Genomic DNA, 15,762 nt, shown 5'->3' with positions numbered 1-15,762 from the left:
CTACGGAGTACGACAGAGTACGACAGAGTACGACAGAGTACGACAGAGTACGACAGAGTACGACAGAGTACGACAGAAGAGCACAGACGACCCGCACGGACGGAGGGATCGCGGGATTCTGGACGCGTCCGCGCGTGAATGATGACGCGACGGGTCGGGGACGTGGCCATCGTCTGGCATGCATCACTATGAGCAGCTAGAACTCTGGAAGCGCGGCATCGCACTCTCGGGGCGACTGCATCGCGCGGCGCGTGCGGCGCGCGGCAACTGGAGCGATCGCGCCCTGTGGGACCAGATTTCGAGGGCCGCAACCAGCATTCCGGCGAACGTGGCGGAAGGGGCGCTGCGCGGAAGCGATCGCGAGTTCGCGCGCTTTCTGAGCATCTCGATGGGATCGGCGGCGGAACTGCATTCGCTGATCGACATTGCCGCAGTTGGCGGAGTACTCGACCCAACCGAGGCGCGCACACTCATCGCTGAGGTGATCGCCCTGCGCCGTATGGCGTCGGCGCTTCGCGCCCGCGCAAACGGCAACCGCCCGCGGACCCAGTCTTCACCACTCCTGGCGGAGGACCCCACCTAGGTCCCCCTGCCGCATTCTGTCGTACTCTGTCGTACTCTGTCGTACTCTGTCGTACTCTGTCGTACTCTGTCGCACTCTCCAACCCTATTGCGCCATCAGTCCGTCCATCCTCTCCGCGATCCGTTCTGCCGTAGGCACGATCGCGTTCAGCAGGTCGGTGTGGTATGCGACGGGGATATCGGCCGGCGCCAGCCGCTCAACCGGCGCATCCAGATGCCAGAACGCCTCGCTCGCCAGCGTCGCCGCGATCTCCGCGCCGAAGCCGGCCGTGAGATTGTCTTCGTGCACCACGAGGCAGCGTCCGGTCTTCTCGACGGACGCGAGCACCGTCGCCTTGTCCCACGGCGCCACCGTGCGAAGGTCGATCAACTCCACGCGGGGTCCAAAACGGGCCGCCGCCTCGACGCACCGATGCACCATCGCCCCCCACGTCACCACCGTGAGGTCGGTTCCTTCGCGCAGAATATTCGCGCGCCCGAACGGAAGGACATAGTCGTCGCCCGGATAGGGCGCGCTGCCATCCGACGTCATCAGCAGCGACCGGTGCTCGAAGAAGATCGTGGGATTCACCCCCCGCATCGCCGCGCGCAGCAGGCCCACGGCGTCGGCCGCATTGGACGGCATCGCCACCTGCCATCCATACGCGTGTGCAAAGCGCACCTCGTCGCTGAGCGAGTGCCACGGATCGCCGACATCCTTGCCGAAGCCCCCCGGCAGCCGCACCACCACGGGATTGGCGAACCGATTACGCGTGCGCCAGCGCGTGGTGCCGAGGTTGTTGAGCTGCTCGGCGGCGGGGTCGGCATACTTCCGGAATTGGATCTCGGTGACCGGCATCAGCCCGGCAATCGCCATCGCCGACGCACGCCCGATGATCCCCTCCTCCGACAGCGACGTGTCGAAGACACGCGCCGCACCGTACTTCTTCTGCAGCCCTTCCGTCACCAGGTGCACACCGCCCTTGCGTCCGACGTCCTCGCCGAAGACGAGCACGCGCGGGTTGGCGGCGAGTTCGACATCGAGCGTCCGGCGAATCGCCTCCTGGAAGCGCAGCACCGTTCCGCCAGGCGTAACCGCGTCGGTGCCGCGCAGGCGCTCTCGTTCGGCGCGCGGCACGCCGCCCATCACAGCCTCCTCGTCGTCGCCGTACACGAAGCGCGCCACATCGCCGCTCGTCGGGTGCGGCCGCGCCCGCGCCGCGTCCACCGCGGCGCGCACCTCGTCCTCAACCTCGCGCACCATCTGTTCCCAGGCGCGCGCGGTCATGCGCGCCGGCACCAGATAGGCCTTGAGCCTCGGCAGCGGATCGCGCTTGAAATCCGCCTCGATCTCGGCGTCGGTCCGGTACCCTTTCTGGTTATCAGGACCGGAGTGGCTGTTGAGGCGCGGCACCGTGAGGTGCACCAGCGCCGGCCCCTTCCCCGCCCGAACATGCGCCACCGACTCGGCCAGCAGCTGCGCCGTCTGGTGCGGGTCGGTGCCGTCGCCGTCGCGCAGGAGGAGCCCGCCGAACGCGGCGAGGTTCTTCGCGATGTTCCCGCCCGGCGTCTGCATGGCGCCGCGCACCGAGATGCCGAGGTCGTTGTCCTCGATGTAGAACAGCAGCGGCAGTTGCAGCGTCGTCGCCATCGTCAGCGACGACCAGAAGCCGTTGGCGGCCACCGACCCGTCGCCGCCGAGCACCACGCCAATGGAGCCGTCGTACGACGCGTCGCCCAGCACGTCGCGGTGATACTGGATGGCCTGCGCCCAACCCGCGGTGGGCGTGTACTGCGAGCCGACGTCTCCGGCCATCGGCAGGACCGTGCATCCGCCATCCGGGCGCGGCAGGTTGCAGACGACGCCGATGTCCCGGCCGTCGGAAAAGCCGCCGGCACGCCCGAGCGGACTGCCGTGCGCATCCTCGATGCTCAGGCCCAGGGAGAGCAGCAGCGGTCGAGACCGGTAATACGCCCCCGCAGCGTCGTGCGTCCCGGTGAGCAGCGAGCCCAGGATGACCTGCGCGACTTCATGCCCCTTCGCCGAGAACTGGTACTGGACGACGTGCTCCTTGGGAGTCGTCGCCTTGCTTCGGTTGAGCAGTTCTTCGAGGTCATCGAGGATCCGCGAGGCAAGCGCGGTACGCGCGATGCGTTCCCAGTCGAACCGCGGGTCGGGCGTCGCTGCAGTCTTGGCGGCCATGGGGTGGAATATCTTCCCCGCGACGGGTGGCCGGAAGCGGCAACGACAGGGCATTATTGTACGGACTCTCTGCAGGGCGCCGTCGCGCTTCTCCGGACGGCGCCTGATGGCACGTGTCTTCCGTCCCCCGTCTTCCGTCCCCCGTCTGCCGCCCCGAATGCCCCCCCTGATTGTCACCCTCGAAGCCGGCGTCCTTCGTCTGACGCTTAATCGCCCGGACGTGCTGAACAGCGTCACGCGCGAACTGGCGCGCGACCTGGTGCAGGCATTGCATCAGGCGGCTGGCGAGGACACCGTGCGCGCCGTGCTGCTCACGGGCGCCGGGCGCGGATTCTGCGCCGGCCAGGATCTCGCCGAGGCCATGCCCGCTGGCGACACGCTTCCCGACCTCGGCGATTTCGTGCGCGAGAGCTGGAATCCGGTGGTGAGCGGCGTTCGGCATCTCGAGAAGCCGGTGGTCTGCGCGGTTAACGGGGTGGCGGCGGGCGCCGGCGCCAACCTGGCGCTCGCCTGCGACATCGTCTTCGCGTCGTCGAGCGCGACCTTCGTCCAGTCGTTCGCGAAGATCGGCGTCATCCCGGACAGCGGCGGCACGTTCATCCTCCCGCGCCTCGTCGGCCTGCATCGCGCCACGGTGCTGACCATGCTCGCCGAGAAGGTGACGGCCGACCAGGCGAAGGAACTGGGGCTCGTCTACCAGGTTGTCGCCCCCGAGGCGCTGGTCGAGACCGCCTTCGCCACCGCCGCGCATCTCGCCACGCAGCCGACGCGCGCGCTGGGCCTCATCAAGCGCGCCTTCAATCAGTCGCTGGGCGTCGACCTCGATGGGCAGCTGGCGTACGAGGAGCAGTTGCAGCGCGAGGCCGGGCGCACGGCGGACTATGCCGAGGGTGTGCACGCCTTTCTCGAGAAGCGCGCCCCGCGCTTCACGGGGCACTGACCCAATGCTTTCGACTGCAACGATGGTCGGCGTGGTGGGCGCGGGAGCCATGGGGCGTGGCATCGCGCAGGTGGCCGCCGCAGCCGGGCATCCCGTGATGCTGGCCGATGCCCGGCCCGGCGCGGCGGCCGAGGCGCACGCGGCGATCGATCGCACGCTCGCCAGCGTGGTGGCGGACGGACGGATGGACGCCACCACGCGTACCGCGTTGCTCGCGCGGATCACCGCGGTGGAGAAGCCGTCGTCCGGGCGCACGACCATCGAGCCCCACACGGAGTTCGTGGACGTCGGCGCGTTCGCCGGATGCGGCGTGGTCATCGAGGCCATCGTCGAGCAGATCGACGCCAAGCGCGACCTCTTCCGGCGCCTCGCGGCGGCCGTCGGGGACGAGACGGTGCTCGCGACCAACACGTCGTCGCTCTCCGTCGCCGCCATCGGGGCGGCCTGCCCCAACCCGTCGCGCGTCATCGGCCTGCACTTCTTCAACCCGCCGCCACTCATGCCGCTGGTGGAAGTGGTCCCGTGGGCCGGCACGTCGGCCGCGATTGCGGACGCGTGCCAGGCGTTGATGACCGCGTGGGGCAAGACCGCCGTGCGCTGCTCCGACACGCCGGGCTTCATCGTGAACCGCGTGGCGCGCCCGTTCTACGGCGAGGCGCTGCGCATCGCGGAGGAAGGGATTGCGTCGTACGCCACCATCGACTGGGCCATGCGCGAGATCGGGGGCTTCCGCATGGGACCGTTCGCCCTGATGGATTTCATCGGCAACGATGTCAATTTCGCGGTGACGCGAGCGATCTTCGAAGGCTTCTTTTTCGAGCCACGCTACCGTCCGTCGCTCACGCAGCAGCGGCTGGTCGCGTCGGGCTTGCTGGGGCGGAAGACCAAGCGCGGCTTCTACGACTATTCCGAGGGCGCCGTCCGGCCCAGTCCGGTGACTGACACCAATGCCGGCGCGGCCATCTTCGACCGAATTCGGGCGATGCTCATCAATGAGGCCGTCGACGCGCTGCGGCTCGGCGTCGCGACGGCCGCCGACCTCGACACGGCGATGGTGGCGGGCGTGAATTACCCCAAGGGCCTGCTGGCCTGGTGCGACGAGGTGGGCGCCGCCACGGTGCTGGCCACGCTCGAGCGGCTGCAGGCGGAATACGGCGAGGAACGCTACCGGCCGTCGCCGCTGCTGCGGCGCGCGGCCCGCGACGGAACGAGGTTTCGCGCATGACACATGCCTTCATCGCCGGCGGCCTCCGGACACCGATCGGCAGCCTGGGCGGCGCGCTGGCCGACGTGCGCGCCGATGACCTGGCGGCGCACGTGATCCGCGAACTGATGGGTCGCCACGCATCGGTTGATCCCGATGCCATCGCCGACGTGATCCTCGGCTGCGCCAATCAGGCGGGCGAGGACAACCGCAACGTGGCGCGCATGGCGCTGCTCCTGGCCGGACTTCCCGTCACAGTGCCCGGTGAAACCGTGAACCGGCTGTGTGCCTCCGGGCTCAGCGCCATTGCCAGCGCCGCCCGCGCCGTGGCGGTGGGCGACGGCGATCTGTACATCGCCGGCGGCGTCGAGAGCATGACGCGGGCGCCGTACGTGCTGTCCAAGGCGGGCAAGCCGTTCGCTCGCGACATGGCGCTGTACGACACGTCGCTCGGCTGGCGCTTCGTGAATCCAATAATGAAAGAGCGCTACGGCACGGACTCCATGGGACAGACCGCGGAAAACGTGGCCGAGCTGCACGGCGTCAGCCGTGACGACCAGGATGGCTTCGCGCTGCGCTCGCAGCAGAAGGCCGCATCCGCCCGTGACGCGGGGCGACTGGCCGAGGAGATCGCGCCGGTCGCGATTGCACAGGCGAAGGGAGCGCCGCGGCTCGTCGCGCACGACGAGTTCATTCGCGCCGACTCGACGCGCGAAGGGCTCGCCCGCCTCAAGCCGGCGTTTCGCACCGATGGCAGGGGATCCGTCACGGCCGGCAACTCGTCGGGCCTCAACGATGGCGCGGCGGCGACGTTCGTCTGCTCCGAGGCCGGCGCGCGCCGCCACGGACTCACGCCGATGGCTCGCATTGTGTCCGTCGCGGCGGCCGGCGTCGAGCCACGCACGATGGGGATCGGCCCGGTGCCGGCCTCGCAAAAGGCACTGGCGAAGGCTGACCTTACGATCGATCAGATGGACATCATCGAGATCAACGAGGCCTTCGCCGCGCAGGTGCTCGCCTCGTTGCGCGCCCTCGGCGTCGCCGACGACGACCCGCGCATCAATCCGAACGGCGGCGCGATCGCGCTTGGCCACCCCCTCGGCATGTCGGGGGCGCGACTCGCCATCACCGCCGCGCGTCAGTTGCAGCGCAGCGGCGGCCGCCTTGCGCTGGTGACGATGTGCATTGGCGTCGGCCAGGGGATGGCCGCGGTGATGGAGCGAGTGTAGCGATGGCGAACATCTTCGCATTCGAGGGATTCGTTCCCGTCGTGCACGAGAGTGCCTACATCCACCCCAACGCGACCGTCGTCGGCAACGTGACCATCGGGCGCGACGTGTACGTGGGGCCGAGCGCCGTGATTCGCGGTGACTGGGGCGGCATCGAGATCGCGGACGGCTGCAACGTCCAGGAAGGGTGCATCGTGCACATGTTCCCCGGCATCGTGGTGCGGCTCGAGGAGAACGCGCACATCGGCCACGGCGCGGTGGTGCATGGCGCGCACATCGGCCGCAACGTGCTGGTCGGCATGAACGCCGTGGTGATGGACCAGGCCGATATCGGCGACGAGAGCATCGTGGGCGCGCTCTGCTTCGTGCCCGGCGAAATGAAGGTGCCGCCGCGCTCGGTGGTGGTGGGCAACCCCGCGAGGATCGTGAAGCCGGTCAGCGACGAGATGCTCGCGTGGAAGTCGGCGGGCACCGCCCTCTACCAGACGCTGCCGGCGCGCTTGCGCGAGTCGCTGCAGCCGTGCGAACCGCTGCGCGAGGTCCCTGCCGATCGCGCCGTGCAGGCCGCAACGTACAAGCCCCTCAGAGAGACGCGACGCGACTGATGAGCCCGTCCCCCGCCCTCCCCACGCCGCTCGATCCCTCAGGGCGCGCGCCGCGCGCCCTCTTCAACTACGCGGCCGGCGCCTGGATGCAGGGGACCGGTGCGCGCACGCCGTTGCGCCACGCCGTGACGGGCGAGGTGATCGCCGAAGCGGGGAGCGGCGGCATCGACTTTGCGGAGATGGTGCGCCACGCGCGCACGGTCGGCGGGCCCGTGCTGCGGGCGATGACCTTCCACCAGCGCGCGCGGATGCTGAAGGCGCTGGCGCAGCACCTGATGGCGCGGGTCGAGGGCTACTACGCCATCTCAGCGGCCACGGGAGCGACACGCCGTGACGGTTGGGTGGACATCGAAGGCGGCATCGGGACGCTCTTCGCGTATGCATCGCGCGGACGCCGCGACTTTCCCGATGAGCCCTTTCACGTCGAAGGACCGACGGAACGGCTCTCGAAGCTCGGCACGTTCGTCGGCCGGCACATCTGCGTCCCGCTCGAGGGCGTCGCCGTTCACATCAACGCCTTCAACTTCCCCGTCTGGGGAATGCTGGAGAAGCTCGCGCCGACGCTCCTCGCCGGCGTCCCGGCGATCGTGAAGCCGGCAACCGCGACGAGCTACCTGACCGAAGCCGTCGTGGCCGACATCGTGGCGAGCGGCATCCTTCCCGCCGGCAGCGTGCAGCTCATCTGCGGCAGCGCGGGCGACCTGCTCGATCACCTCGATGAGCAGTGCGCCGTGGCGTTCACCGGGAGCGCGGAGACGGCGCGCATGCTGCGCCAGCGTCCCTCGCTGGTGCAGCACAACGTCCGGTTCAACGCCGAGGCCGATTCGCTGAACTTCTCGATGCTCGGCCCGGACGCGGTGCCCGGGACCGAGGAGTTCTCGTTGTTCATTCGCGAGGTCACGAATGAGATGACGTCGAAGGCCGGACAGAAATGCACGGCGATCCGCCGCACGCTCGTGCCCGCGTCGCTGGTGGAGGAGGTCGGCGCCGCGCTCGCCGCGCGGCTGGCGGGCGTCGTCATCGGCGATCCCGCGGTCGAGGGCGTGCGCATGGGGCCGCTCGCCGCGGCCGCGCAGGTGGGCGAGGTGCAGCGCGCCGTCGATGCCATCGCGGCGGATGCCGAGCTCGTGTACGGCGAGATCGGCCTGCCCGAGGTCACGGGGGCCGACGCCGCACGCGGGGCGTTCTACCCGATCCTGCTCTTTGCCTCGCGCGATCCGCTGCGCCGCACCGCACCGCATGACGTGGAGGCCTTCGGCCCGGTGAACACGCTGATGCCGTACGGCAGCCTGGACGAGGCAATCATGCTCGCCAAGCGCGGGCGCGGGTCGCTGGTCGGGTCGGTCTTCACGGGCAATGACACCGTGGCACGCACCGTCGCGCTGGGCGTGGCGGCGCACCACGGGCGGCTGATGCTCGCTAACCGCCACACCGCGAAAGAGAGCACCGGCCACGGTTCACCGCTGCCGCACCTCGTGCATGGCGGCCCCGGGCGCGCCGGCGGCGGCGAGGAGATGGGCGGCGCGCGCGGCGTGCTGCACTTCATGCAGCGCACCGCGCTGCAGGGATCGCCCACCACGCTCACGCACGTGACGCACGAGTACATGCCCGGCGCGGCGACCACCGGCGATGCGGTGCATCCGTTCCGGAAGCACTTCGAGGAACTCGCCATCGGCGAGACGTACCACACGCCCGCGCGCACGATCACCGACGCGGACGTGGACCGGTTCTCGGAGCTCTCCGGCGACCACTTCTATGCGCATCAGAGCGACGCGATGGCGCGCCAGGGCGTGTTCGAGCGCAAGGTGGCGCACGGCTACTTCGTGCTCTCGGCGTCGGCTGGCCTGTTCGTCGATCCCGCGCCCGGCCCGGTGCTCGCGAACTACGGGCTCGAGGGGCTGCGCTTCGTGAAGCCCGTCTATCCCGGCGACACGATTCGCGCGCGACTGACCTGCAAGCAGAAGACGGCCAAGGAGACCCCGGCCGACGGCATTCCGCAGGGCATCGTCGCGTGGGACGTGGAGGTGCGCAACCAGGACGATGAGCCCGTGGCGGTCTATACGATCCTGACGCTCGTGCGGCGGCAGGGTTCTTCTTTGTAGCGCTGGACTTTCTTACCACGGAGACACGGAGAAGAGCCGAGGGCCACGGAGAACGGCTACAACTGGGGGTAACGACATCGCGCCACGCAGAGCGTTGCGTGGCGCGCGCAGTTACGCCAAGAAGTTGTAGTACTCCGTGGCCCTCAGTGCTTCCTCCGTGCCTCCGCGGTGAAAAAGGCAGGCGCGGCGCACCAATCTCAGATCAGGAGCTGCGGCAAGTCTCGGAACAGCGCCAACGCCTCGGGATTGGCCAGCGCGTCGGTGTTCATCACCGCGCGCCCGTGCACGACGTCGCGCACCGCGAGCTCGCTGATCTTTCCGCTCAGCGTGCGCGGAATGTCGGCCACCGGCACGATGACCCTCGGAACGTGGTGCGGGCTCGCGTTGGCGCGAATCGCGCGCCGGATGCCATCGGCGAGCGCGTCGGAGAAGGCCGCATCGGGGCGCAGCCGCACGAAGAGGACCACGCGCACGTCGCTGCCGCCCGCGCCATCGGGAACCTCCTGGCCGATCACGACACTCTCCAGCACTTCCGGGATCTGTTCGACCAGCCGGTAGATCTCCGCCGTGCCAATGCGGACGCCGCCGGGATTGAGCGTCGCATCGCTGCGCCCGTAGATGATGAGTCCGCCGTGCGGCGTCTCCTCGGCCCAGTCGCCGTGACGCCAGACGCCTGGGACGTGCGCGAAATACGCCTCGCGATACCGGCTGCCATCGGCATCCCCCCAGAAGGCCACGGGCATCGAGGGAAATGGCGCGGTGCAGACTAACTCTCCGGGCTCACCGATCACGCGCTTCCGTGCAGCGTTCCAGATCTCGACGGCCATCCCCAGGCCGAACGACTGCAGTTCGCCGCGATGGACGGGGACGAGAGGATTGCCGAGTGCGAAACAGGAGATCAGGTCGGTGCCGCCGGAGATGCTCGCGAGCATCACCCCCGGCTTTACATCACGCGCCACGTAGTCGTAGGCGTGTGCGGCCAGCGGGCTTCCCGTGCTGAGGATCGCGCGCAGCGCCCGGAGGGCGCCAGGTCCCGAAGTGCGGCCGGCGCCAACCGCCCGACCGGGCACGAGACCCGCTTTCTCGGAGAGCGCGAGATACCGCGCGCTCGTTCCGAAAACCGCGATCTCCTCCTCTTCGGCCATCTCCCACAGCAGCCCTTCGCGCCCCGGCGGCATGGGCGCGCCGTCGTACAGCACGAGCGCCGCGCCGGTAGCCAGCCCCGACACGAGCCAGTTCCACATCATCCAGCCGCACGTCGTGAAGTAGAACAACCGCTCGTCGGCGCGCAGGTCGAGGTGCAGGTGATGCTCCTTGAGGTGCTGCAACAGCGTCCCCCCGGCCCCGTGCACCATGCACTTCGGCAGTCCCGTCGTCCCCGAGGAGTACATGATGTACAGCGGATGATTGAACGGGAGGCGAGTGAAGGCGAGCGGCGATCCGCGCCCCAGCGCCGCAAACTCGGCCCAGCCGATGCCGGCGCGCACACGCGTCGCATCAGCGGCGTCAGGCATCGCGTCACGCAGCAGCGGCACGATGACGACGTGCTCCACGGTTGGCAGCGCGTCCGCGATCTCGCGCACGCGATCCAGGCAGTCGATCTCCTTCCCGGCGTACCGGTATCCGTCGGCGCAGACGAGGAGCCGCGGCGTTACCTGCCCGAAGCGGTCCAGCACCCCACGAACGCCGAAGTCGGGCGAGCACGATGTCCAGACGCAGCCGATGGATGAGGCGGCCAGCATGGCGATCACCGTCTCGGAGATGTTTGGCATGAAGGCCGCGACACGGTCTCCGGCCACCAGTCCCGCCCGCCGCATGGCCGCCGCGACGGCGGCCACCTCGGCGGCCAGTTGGCCGTAGGTCAGGCGCCGGGATGTCCCGTCCCGTTCGTCGCGGGCAATGATGGCCAGGCCGTCGTCTCGCCGGCGCAGGAGGTTCTCGGCAAAGTTCAGGCGCGCGCCTTCGAACCAGCGCGGCCCGAGCAGGGGATCCGGGGGCGCCATCCGCTCGCGGCCGAGGCAAACCGCATCCCAGGCGCCACCACCCGGGAGCGGCTCGGCCACGACCCCGGTCCACTCCCAAAGGGCGGCCCAGAACGCCTCCCGCTCCCGGATGGACCATGCATGCCAGTCGGCCCAGGGCGCTTCGGGGGCAGGCGCGGACGGCTGTCGTTCGGCCACCCACGCGAAGAACCGCCCCATCGAGGTGCGCGTCCGCGCATCCGGTGCGGGGAACCAAGTGGGGGGTCGGACGGTCTCAGTAGGTGGCATTCGGGGCAATTTGTCCGTCAAAAGATGCTATATTGGCGAAACTGGTCCAAGCGCGGTGCCTCGTGGACCTCGTAAGGACCGACGGCCCACGGTTCCCTGTCTCGCGATGCCGCGACCTGGCAACTGGCGTGTCCTCGGACGCGCCGGGTGCTCCCCCATCACACTCGCTGGAGACTTCTCCTTATGCGAACTCGTTTGTCGGTAGTGGCACTCTCGCTCGCCGCGGCGCTGCCGCTGGCCGCGCAGCAGGCCTTTACGCCGGTGGAAATCGGCGTGTACGGGCAGTACACGAAGTTTGCGGATGTGACGAAGCTCGACCCGGCCTTCGGGCTCGGTGGTATGATCAGCATTCCGCTCGTCCAGCGCATCGCCTTCCAGTACGAGGGCGATTTTGGCGCGACGCAAAGCACGCGTGTTGGCGACCTGACCGCGTTGAACCATCGCTTCGACCTGCTCTATCACATTCCGTGGGGCGCGCGCCGCTCGGTCTTCTTCGGCGGCGGCTGGACTGGCTCGCAGTACCGGACGGACACCACCAAGAACCAGTTTGACTCGGGTGGCAACGCGCAGGTTGGCATCCGCTTCTGCGTGGGGGACAACTGGGCGCTGCGCACCAGCGGCGTGATGGACTTCAAGGATCCGTCGGACCAGATCCCGACGGGCGACCGCACGCAGACGCTGAGCCTGCGCGCCGGCTTGAGCCGCTTCTTTGGCGGCAAGGGTTCGTCGCCGTGCGTCGTCGTCGTGCCGCCTCCGCCGCCGCCGCCGCCCGCTCCGGCGCCCGCCCCGGCTCCGCCGCCGCCCCCGCCGCCGGCCCCGAAGGTCGAGCCTGCGCCGGCCCCGGCTCCGCCGCCGCCGCCCGCTCCGGCGCCGAAGCCGCGTGAGGTCTTCCGTCTCACCGGCGTCTACTTCGACTTCGACAAGTCGTCGCTGAAGCAGGCCGGCAAGGACACGCTCGAAGCCGCGGTGAAGTACCTGAACGCGAACCCGGGAGCCCGGGTCGAGATTCAGGGTCACACGGACAACATCGGCACCGACGCCTACAACCAGGCGCTGTCGGAACGCCGCGCGGCCACGGTCCTCAAGTACCTGCGCGATCGCGGCATCGATGCCTCGCGCATGAGCACCAAGGGATTTGGCGAGAGCAATCCCGCCGCGGACAACGGCACGAAGGAAGGGCGCGCGCTCAATCGGCGCGTCGTGATCATCGAGATGTAGGGTGATCGACGATTGGTGATGCGGGTTCCGATGACGGACCGCGCGTCACGCAGAGGCAGCAGGCAAATGGGAGGCGCCAATCGGCGCCTCCCATTTGTTTGCGTGGCACACCGCGTCTCCTCTCTAGTACGCGCGCACAATATCGGGTGAGTCACTCTTGCCGAGTGGCGCTTCGCATCCGCATCTTCTGTGGGATCGTACTTTCCCCAACCACCCCCTAGGAGCCCTGGCAGCTTGTCTCCCTGATGTGGAGCTTGGAGCCCCCGCCGATGATGCGCCGAACGGCGTGCGCGGGCGCGGCTGGAAGTGTCTCACTGTCCACCAACACACGGTACACCTCATGATGAAAAACAGAGTCCTCATGGCGTTGACGGCCCTGGTGTTCTGCGCCGCGCAAGCATTTGCGCAGCAGAAGACCGTGACCGGCAAGGTGACCAACGACGTCGGCGCGCCCGTCCAGGGCGCGCAGGTCGTCATCAAGGGCACCCGCCTCGGCGGCCTGACGAGCTTCGACGGCAACTACTCGATCCGTGTCGAAGTCGGCCAGGTGCTGCAGTTCCGCTTCATCGGGCATGCGATGGAGGAGCGGACGGTTGGCGCCGCGGACGTCATCAACGTCCAGTTCCGCAAGGTCGCGACGAGCCTCGACGCCGTCGTCGTCTCCGCGCTCGGCCAGACCAACGTGAAGCGCGCGATCGGCACGGCGCAGCAGAGCGTCTCGGGCGCCGACATCGCGCAGACGAACCGCCAGAACTTCATCAACGCGCTGCAGGGGCGCGTGGCGGGCGTCGAAGTCACGTCGACGTCGGGCGTCCCGGGCGCCTCCACCTCGATCACCATCCGCGGGATCAGCTCGATTTCGAGCTCGAACCAGCCGCTGATGATCATCGACGGGCTGCCGCTCGACAACAAGACGATGCTGACGGCGCAGTTCGCGTCCGACGCGCCGAACTCGCCCACCTCGTTCGACAATCGCGGCCTCGACTTCACGAACCGCGCCTCGGACATCAATCCCGAGGACATCGAGTCGCTCGTCGTGCTGAAGGGCCCGGAAGCCTCGGCGCTGTACGGCATCGACGCCGCCAACGGCGCGATCGTCATCACGACCAAGCGCGGGAAGCCCGGGACCGGCGGCTTCGAGTACAGCAACTACTTCCGCATGGACTCCCCGGGCGGCGAGCCCGAGATCCAGAAGGTGTACAGCGCGATCAACGCGTCGGGCAGCCCGATCCTCGGCAGCTCGACCTACCTGTACTACGGCGTCCCGTACGCCCCGGGCACGAAGTTCTACGACAATGTCGGCGGCTTCTTCCGCACGGCGCTGACGCAGAAGCACTCGCTGGCGTTCAGCGGCGCCGCCCCGGACAACCGGATCAACTACCGCATCTCGGTCTCCGCGGACAAGCAGGAAGGCGTGGTGCCGAACACGAACTACAACCGCATCAACCTCACCGGCGCGTCGCAGGCGGTCGTGAACTCGTGGCTGAAGGCCGACCTGTCGATGACGTACGCGTACTCGACGAACGACCAGGCGCTGAAGGGCGCGGGCGGCCCGCTGCTCGGCCTCATCGCGTGGCCGTCGGATGACAACGCCGCCGACTGGCAGACGCCCGCCGGCACCCGCCGCCGCTACACGTCGCTGGGCGACGCCTCGGAGAACGACAACCCGTACTTCAGCGTCGCGAAGAACCAGATCAACGCGAAGACGAACCGCATCCTCACGAACATCGGCCTGACCATCGCGCCGTTCTCGTGGGGCAACCTGAAGACGAACATCGGCGTCGACAACTACGCCAACTCGAACCTGATCCTGCGCCACCCCGAGAGCACCAAGGGCTTCTCGAACGGCGGCATCCTGGACATCAACACCGACCTGACGCGCAACATCTCCACGCAGACGCTGCTGAACATCAACAGCCGCCAGGTCTGGCAGGGATTCTCGTTGAGCGGCGTGGTCGGCAACGCGATCAACGACTACAAGTCGAACACCGACGCGCAGCAGGGACTGGGCTTCCTCGACCCGAACTTCGTGTCGATCAACAACACCAGCTCCCGCACCGCGCGCACGGTGATTTCGCAGCGCCGCCTCATCAGCGTGTTCGGCAGCGCCACCGTGGACTACAACAAGTACCTGTACGTCACGGTCACCGGCCGCAATGACTGGACGTCCACGATCCCGCGGGAACGGAACTCGTTCTTCTATCCGTCGGTGTCGGGCAGCTTCATCTTCACCGACGCCTTCCCGTCGCTGACGAAGTACCTCACGAGCGGCAAGCTGCGCGCCGGCTTCGCGCAGGTCGGCAAGGACGCGCGGCCGTACGCGTACCGTCCGTCGCTGGAGTACAAGCTGACGTCGTACGGCGGCTACGGGTACGGCTTCTGGGGCCCGAACCTGAAGCTCAAGCCGGAGTTCGCCAACTCGTACGAAATCGGGACGGAACTGAGCTTCCTCGACGACCGGCTCGGCGTCGACGTCACCTGGTATCGCAAGGAGACCAAGGACCAGATCGTCGAGAACATCCGCGGCTCGTACGCCACCGGGTACATCCTGTTCAACCTGAACGGCGCCAAGACGCGCAACGAAGGCACCGAGATCACGCTGCGCGCCACGCCGTACCTGAAGAACGACCTCTCGTGGGACGTGCAGGCGAACTTCGATCATTCCTTCGGCCGCGTCCTCGCGCTGCCGAACGCGCTCCCTGAGTCGTACATGTCGGACACGTGGCTGTATGGCAACGTCCGCAACGGCGTGACCCCGGGCAGCAGCACGCGTTCGCTCACCGGCTTCTTCTACCAGCGCAACAAGGCCGGCGACCTCCTGATCAACCCGGCGACGGGCCTTCCGCTCACGAACTCGGTCTTCGTGGACCGCGGCTACGACCGCCAGCCCGACTTCACGCTGGGCGTCACGAACACGGTCCGCTACAAGAAGGTGTCGGTCTCCTTCCTGCTCGACATCCGGAAGGGCGGCGACATCATGAACGCTACCGATCACTATCTCACCGTGCGCGGCCTCAGCATGCGCACGCTCGACCGCAACCAGCCGCGCGTCATCAAGGGCGTGCTCCGTGACGGTCTCGAGAACTCGGCGACCCCGACGAAGAACAACATCGTCGTGATCCCGGCCATCAACACCAACTACTACCTCGCGATGAGCGAGGAACTGTTCATCGAGAAGGACATCAACTGGATCCGCCTGAAGGACGTGACCGTCCGCTACCAGATCCCGGGCAAGTGGCTGCGCGCGCGCGATGCGAGCCTCTACATCACCGGCACGGACCTGTGGATGGAGACGAACTACACCGGCATGGACCCGGTGGTGAACGGCAACACGGCCGCCCTCGGCGGGTCGGGCGCGGCGGGCATCGACTACGGCAACTTCCCGATGCCGAAGGGAATCGCGTTCGGGCTCAAGGTGGGGTTCTGACCA

The 15,762-nt window shown here is 68.2% G+C and carries 10 protein-coding genes; 8 read left to right on the top strand and 2 right to left on the bottom strand.

Annotated elements, in window-relative coordinates:
• The first annotated feature begins 178 nt into the window (after nucleotides 1-178).
• Nucleotides 179-583, top strand: coding sequence for a four helix bundle protein (locus VGJ96_03375; GenBank protein ID HEY3286144.1), 405 nt, complete (start codon nucleotides 179-181; stop codon nucleotides 581-583).
• 84 nt (nucleotides 584-667) lie between these two features.
• Here the strand turns inward: VGJ96_03375 and VGJ96_03370 are convergent, their stop codons facing one another.
• Nucleotides 668-2,764 (bottom strand): transketolase C-terminal domain-containing protein, encoded by a 2,097-nt coding sequence (locus VGJ96_03370; protein ID HEY3286143.1) that lies wholly within the window; start codon nucleotides 2,762-2,764, stop codon nucleotides 668-670.
• 157 nt (nucleotides 2,765-2,921) lie between these two features.
• Between VGJ96_03370 and paaG the strand changes: the two genes are divergently transcribed.
• Genes paaG through paaZ form a run of 5 tightly spaced genes read left to right on the top strand, consistent with a single transcriptional unit; the run spans nucleotide 2,922 to nucleotide 8,844 of the window.
• Nucleotides 2,922-3,704: a 2-(1,2-epoxy-1,2-dihydrophenyl)acetyl-CoA isomerase PaaG gene (gene paaG / locus VGJ96_03365; GenBank protein ID HEY3286142.1), complete on the top strand. Its 783-nt coding sequence runs from the start codon at nucleotides 2,922-2,924 to the stop codon at nucleotides 3,702-3,704.
• A 4-nt stretch (nucleotides 3,705-3,708) separates the two neighbouring features.
• Nucleotides 3,709-4,929, top strand: coding sequence for a 3-hydroxyacyl-CoA dehydrogenase NAD-binding domain-containing protein (locus tag VGJ96_03360; GenBank protein ID HEY3286141.1), 1,221 nt, complete (start codon nucleotides 3,709-3,711; stop codon nucleotides 4,927-4,929).
• On the top strand, nucleotides 4,926-6,137 hold the full coding sequence (gene pcaF, locus VGJ96_03355) for a 3-oxoadipyl-CoA thiolase (GenBank protein ID HEY3286140.1): 1,212 nt from the start codon (nucleotides 4,926-4,928) through the stop codon (nucleotides 6,135-6,137). The genes VGJ96_03360 and pcaF overlap by 4 nt, the downstream gene beginning before the upstream one ends.
• 2 nt (nucleotides 6,138-6,139) lie before the next feature.
• Entirely contained in the window at nucleotides 6,140-6,742 is a 603-nt protein-coding gene (locus VGJ96_03350) for a transferase hexapeptide repeat family protein (GenBank protein ID HEY3286139.1), read from the top strand.
• Nucleotides 6,742-8,844: a phenylacetic acid degradation bifunctional protein PaaZ gene (paaZ, locus tag VGJ96_03345; protein ID HEY3286138.1), complete on the top strand. Its 2,103-nt coding sequence runs from the start codon at nucleotides 6,742-6,744 to the stop codon at nucleotides 8,842-8,844. The genes VGJ96_03350 and paaZ overlap by 1 nt, the downstream gene beginning before the upstream one ends.
• A 197-nt stretch (nucleotides 8,845-9,041) precedes the next feature.
• On the opposite strand, the gene VGJ96_03340 is transcribed toward paaZ, so the two are convergent.
• Nucleotides 9,042-11,114, bottom strand: coding sequence for an acetoacetate--CoA ligase (locus VGJ96_03340; GenBank protein HEY3286137.1), 2,073 nt, complete (start codon nucleotides 11,112-11,114; stop codon nucleotides 9,042-9,044).
• A 204-nt stretch (nucleotides 11,115-11,318) separates the two neighbouring features.
• On the opposite strand from VGJ96_03340, the gene VGJ96_03335 reads away from it, so the two are divergent.
• Both VGJ96_03335 and VGJ96_03330 read left to right on the top strand, forming a co-directional pair.
• The gene (locus tag VGJ96_03335; GenBank protein ID HEY3286136.1) at nucleotides 11,319-12,332 is read left to right on the top strand and encodes an OmpA family protein; all 1,014 of its coding nucleotides are present in this window, start codon (nucleotides 11,319-11,321) and stop codon (nucleotides 12,330-12,332) included.
• Between the two features lie 361 nt (nucleotides 12,333-12,693).
• Nucleotides 12,694-15,759 carry a SusC/RagA family TonB-linked outer membrane protein gene (locus tag VGJ96_03330; protein HEY3286135.1) on the top strand — a complete coding sequence of 1,022 codons (3,066 nt, stop codon included), beginning with the start codon at nucleotides 12,694-12,696 and terminating at the stop codon, nucleotides 15,757-15,759.
• Nucleotides 15,760-15,762 lie beyond the last annotated feature (3 nt).

It is taken from the genome of Gemmatimonadaceae bacterium (assembly GCA_036504815.1).
Classification (GTDB): Bacteria; Gemmatimonadota; Gemmatimonadetes; order Gemmatimonadales; family Gemmatimonadaceae; genus PNKL01.
Note: the sequence above shows the minus strand (reverse complement) of the source record. Positions and strands in the feature narration are given on the sequence as shown.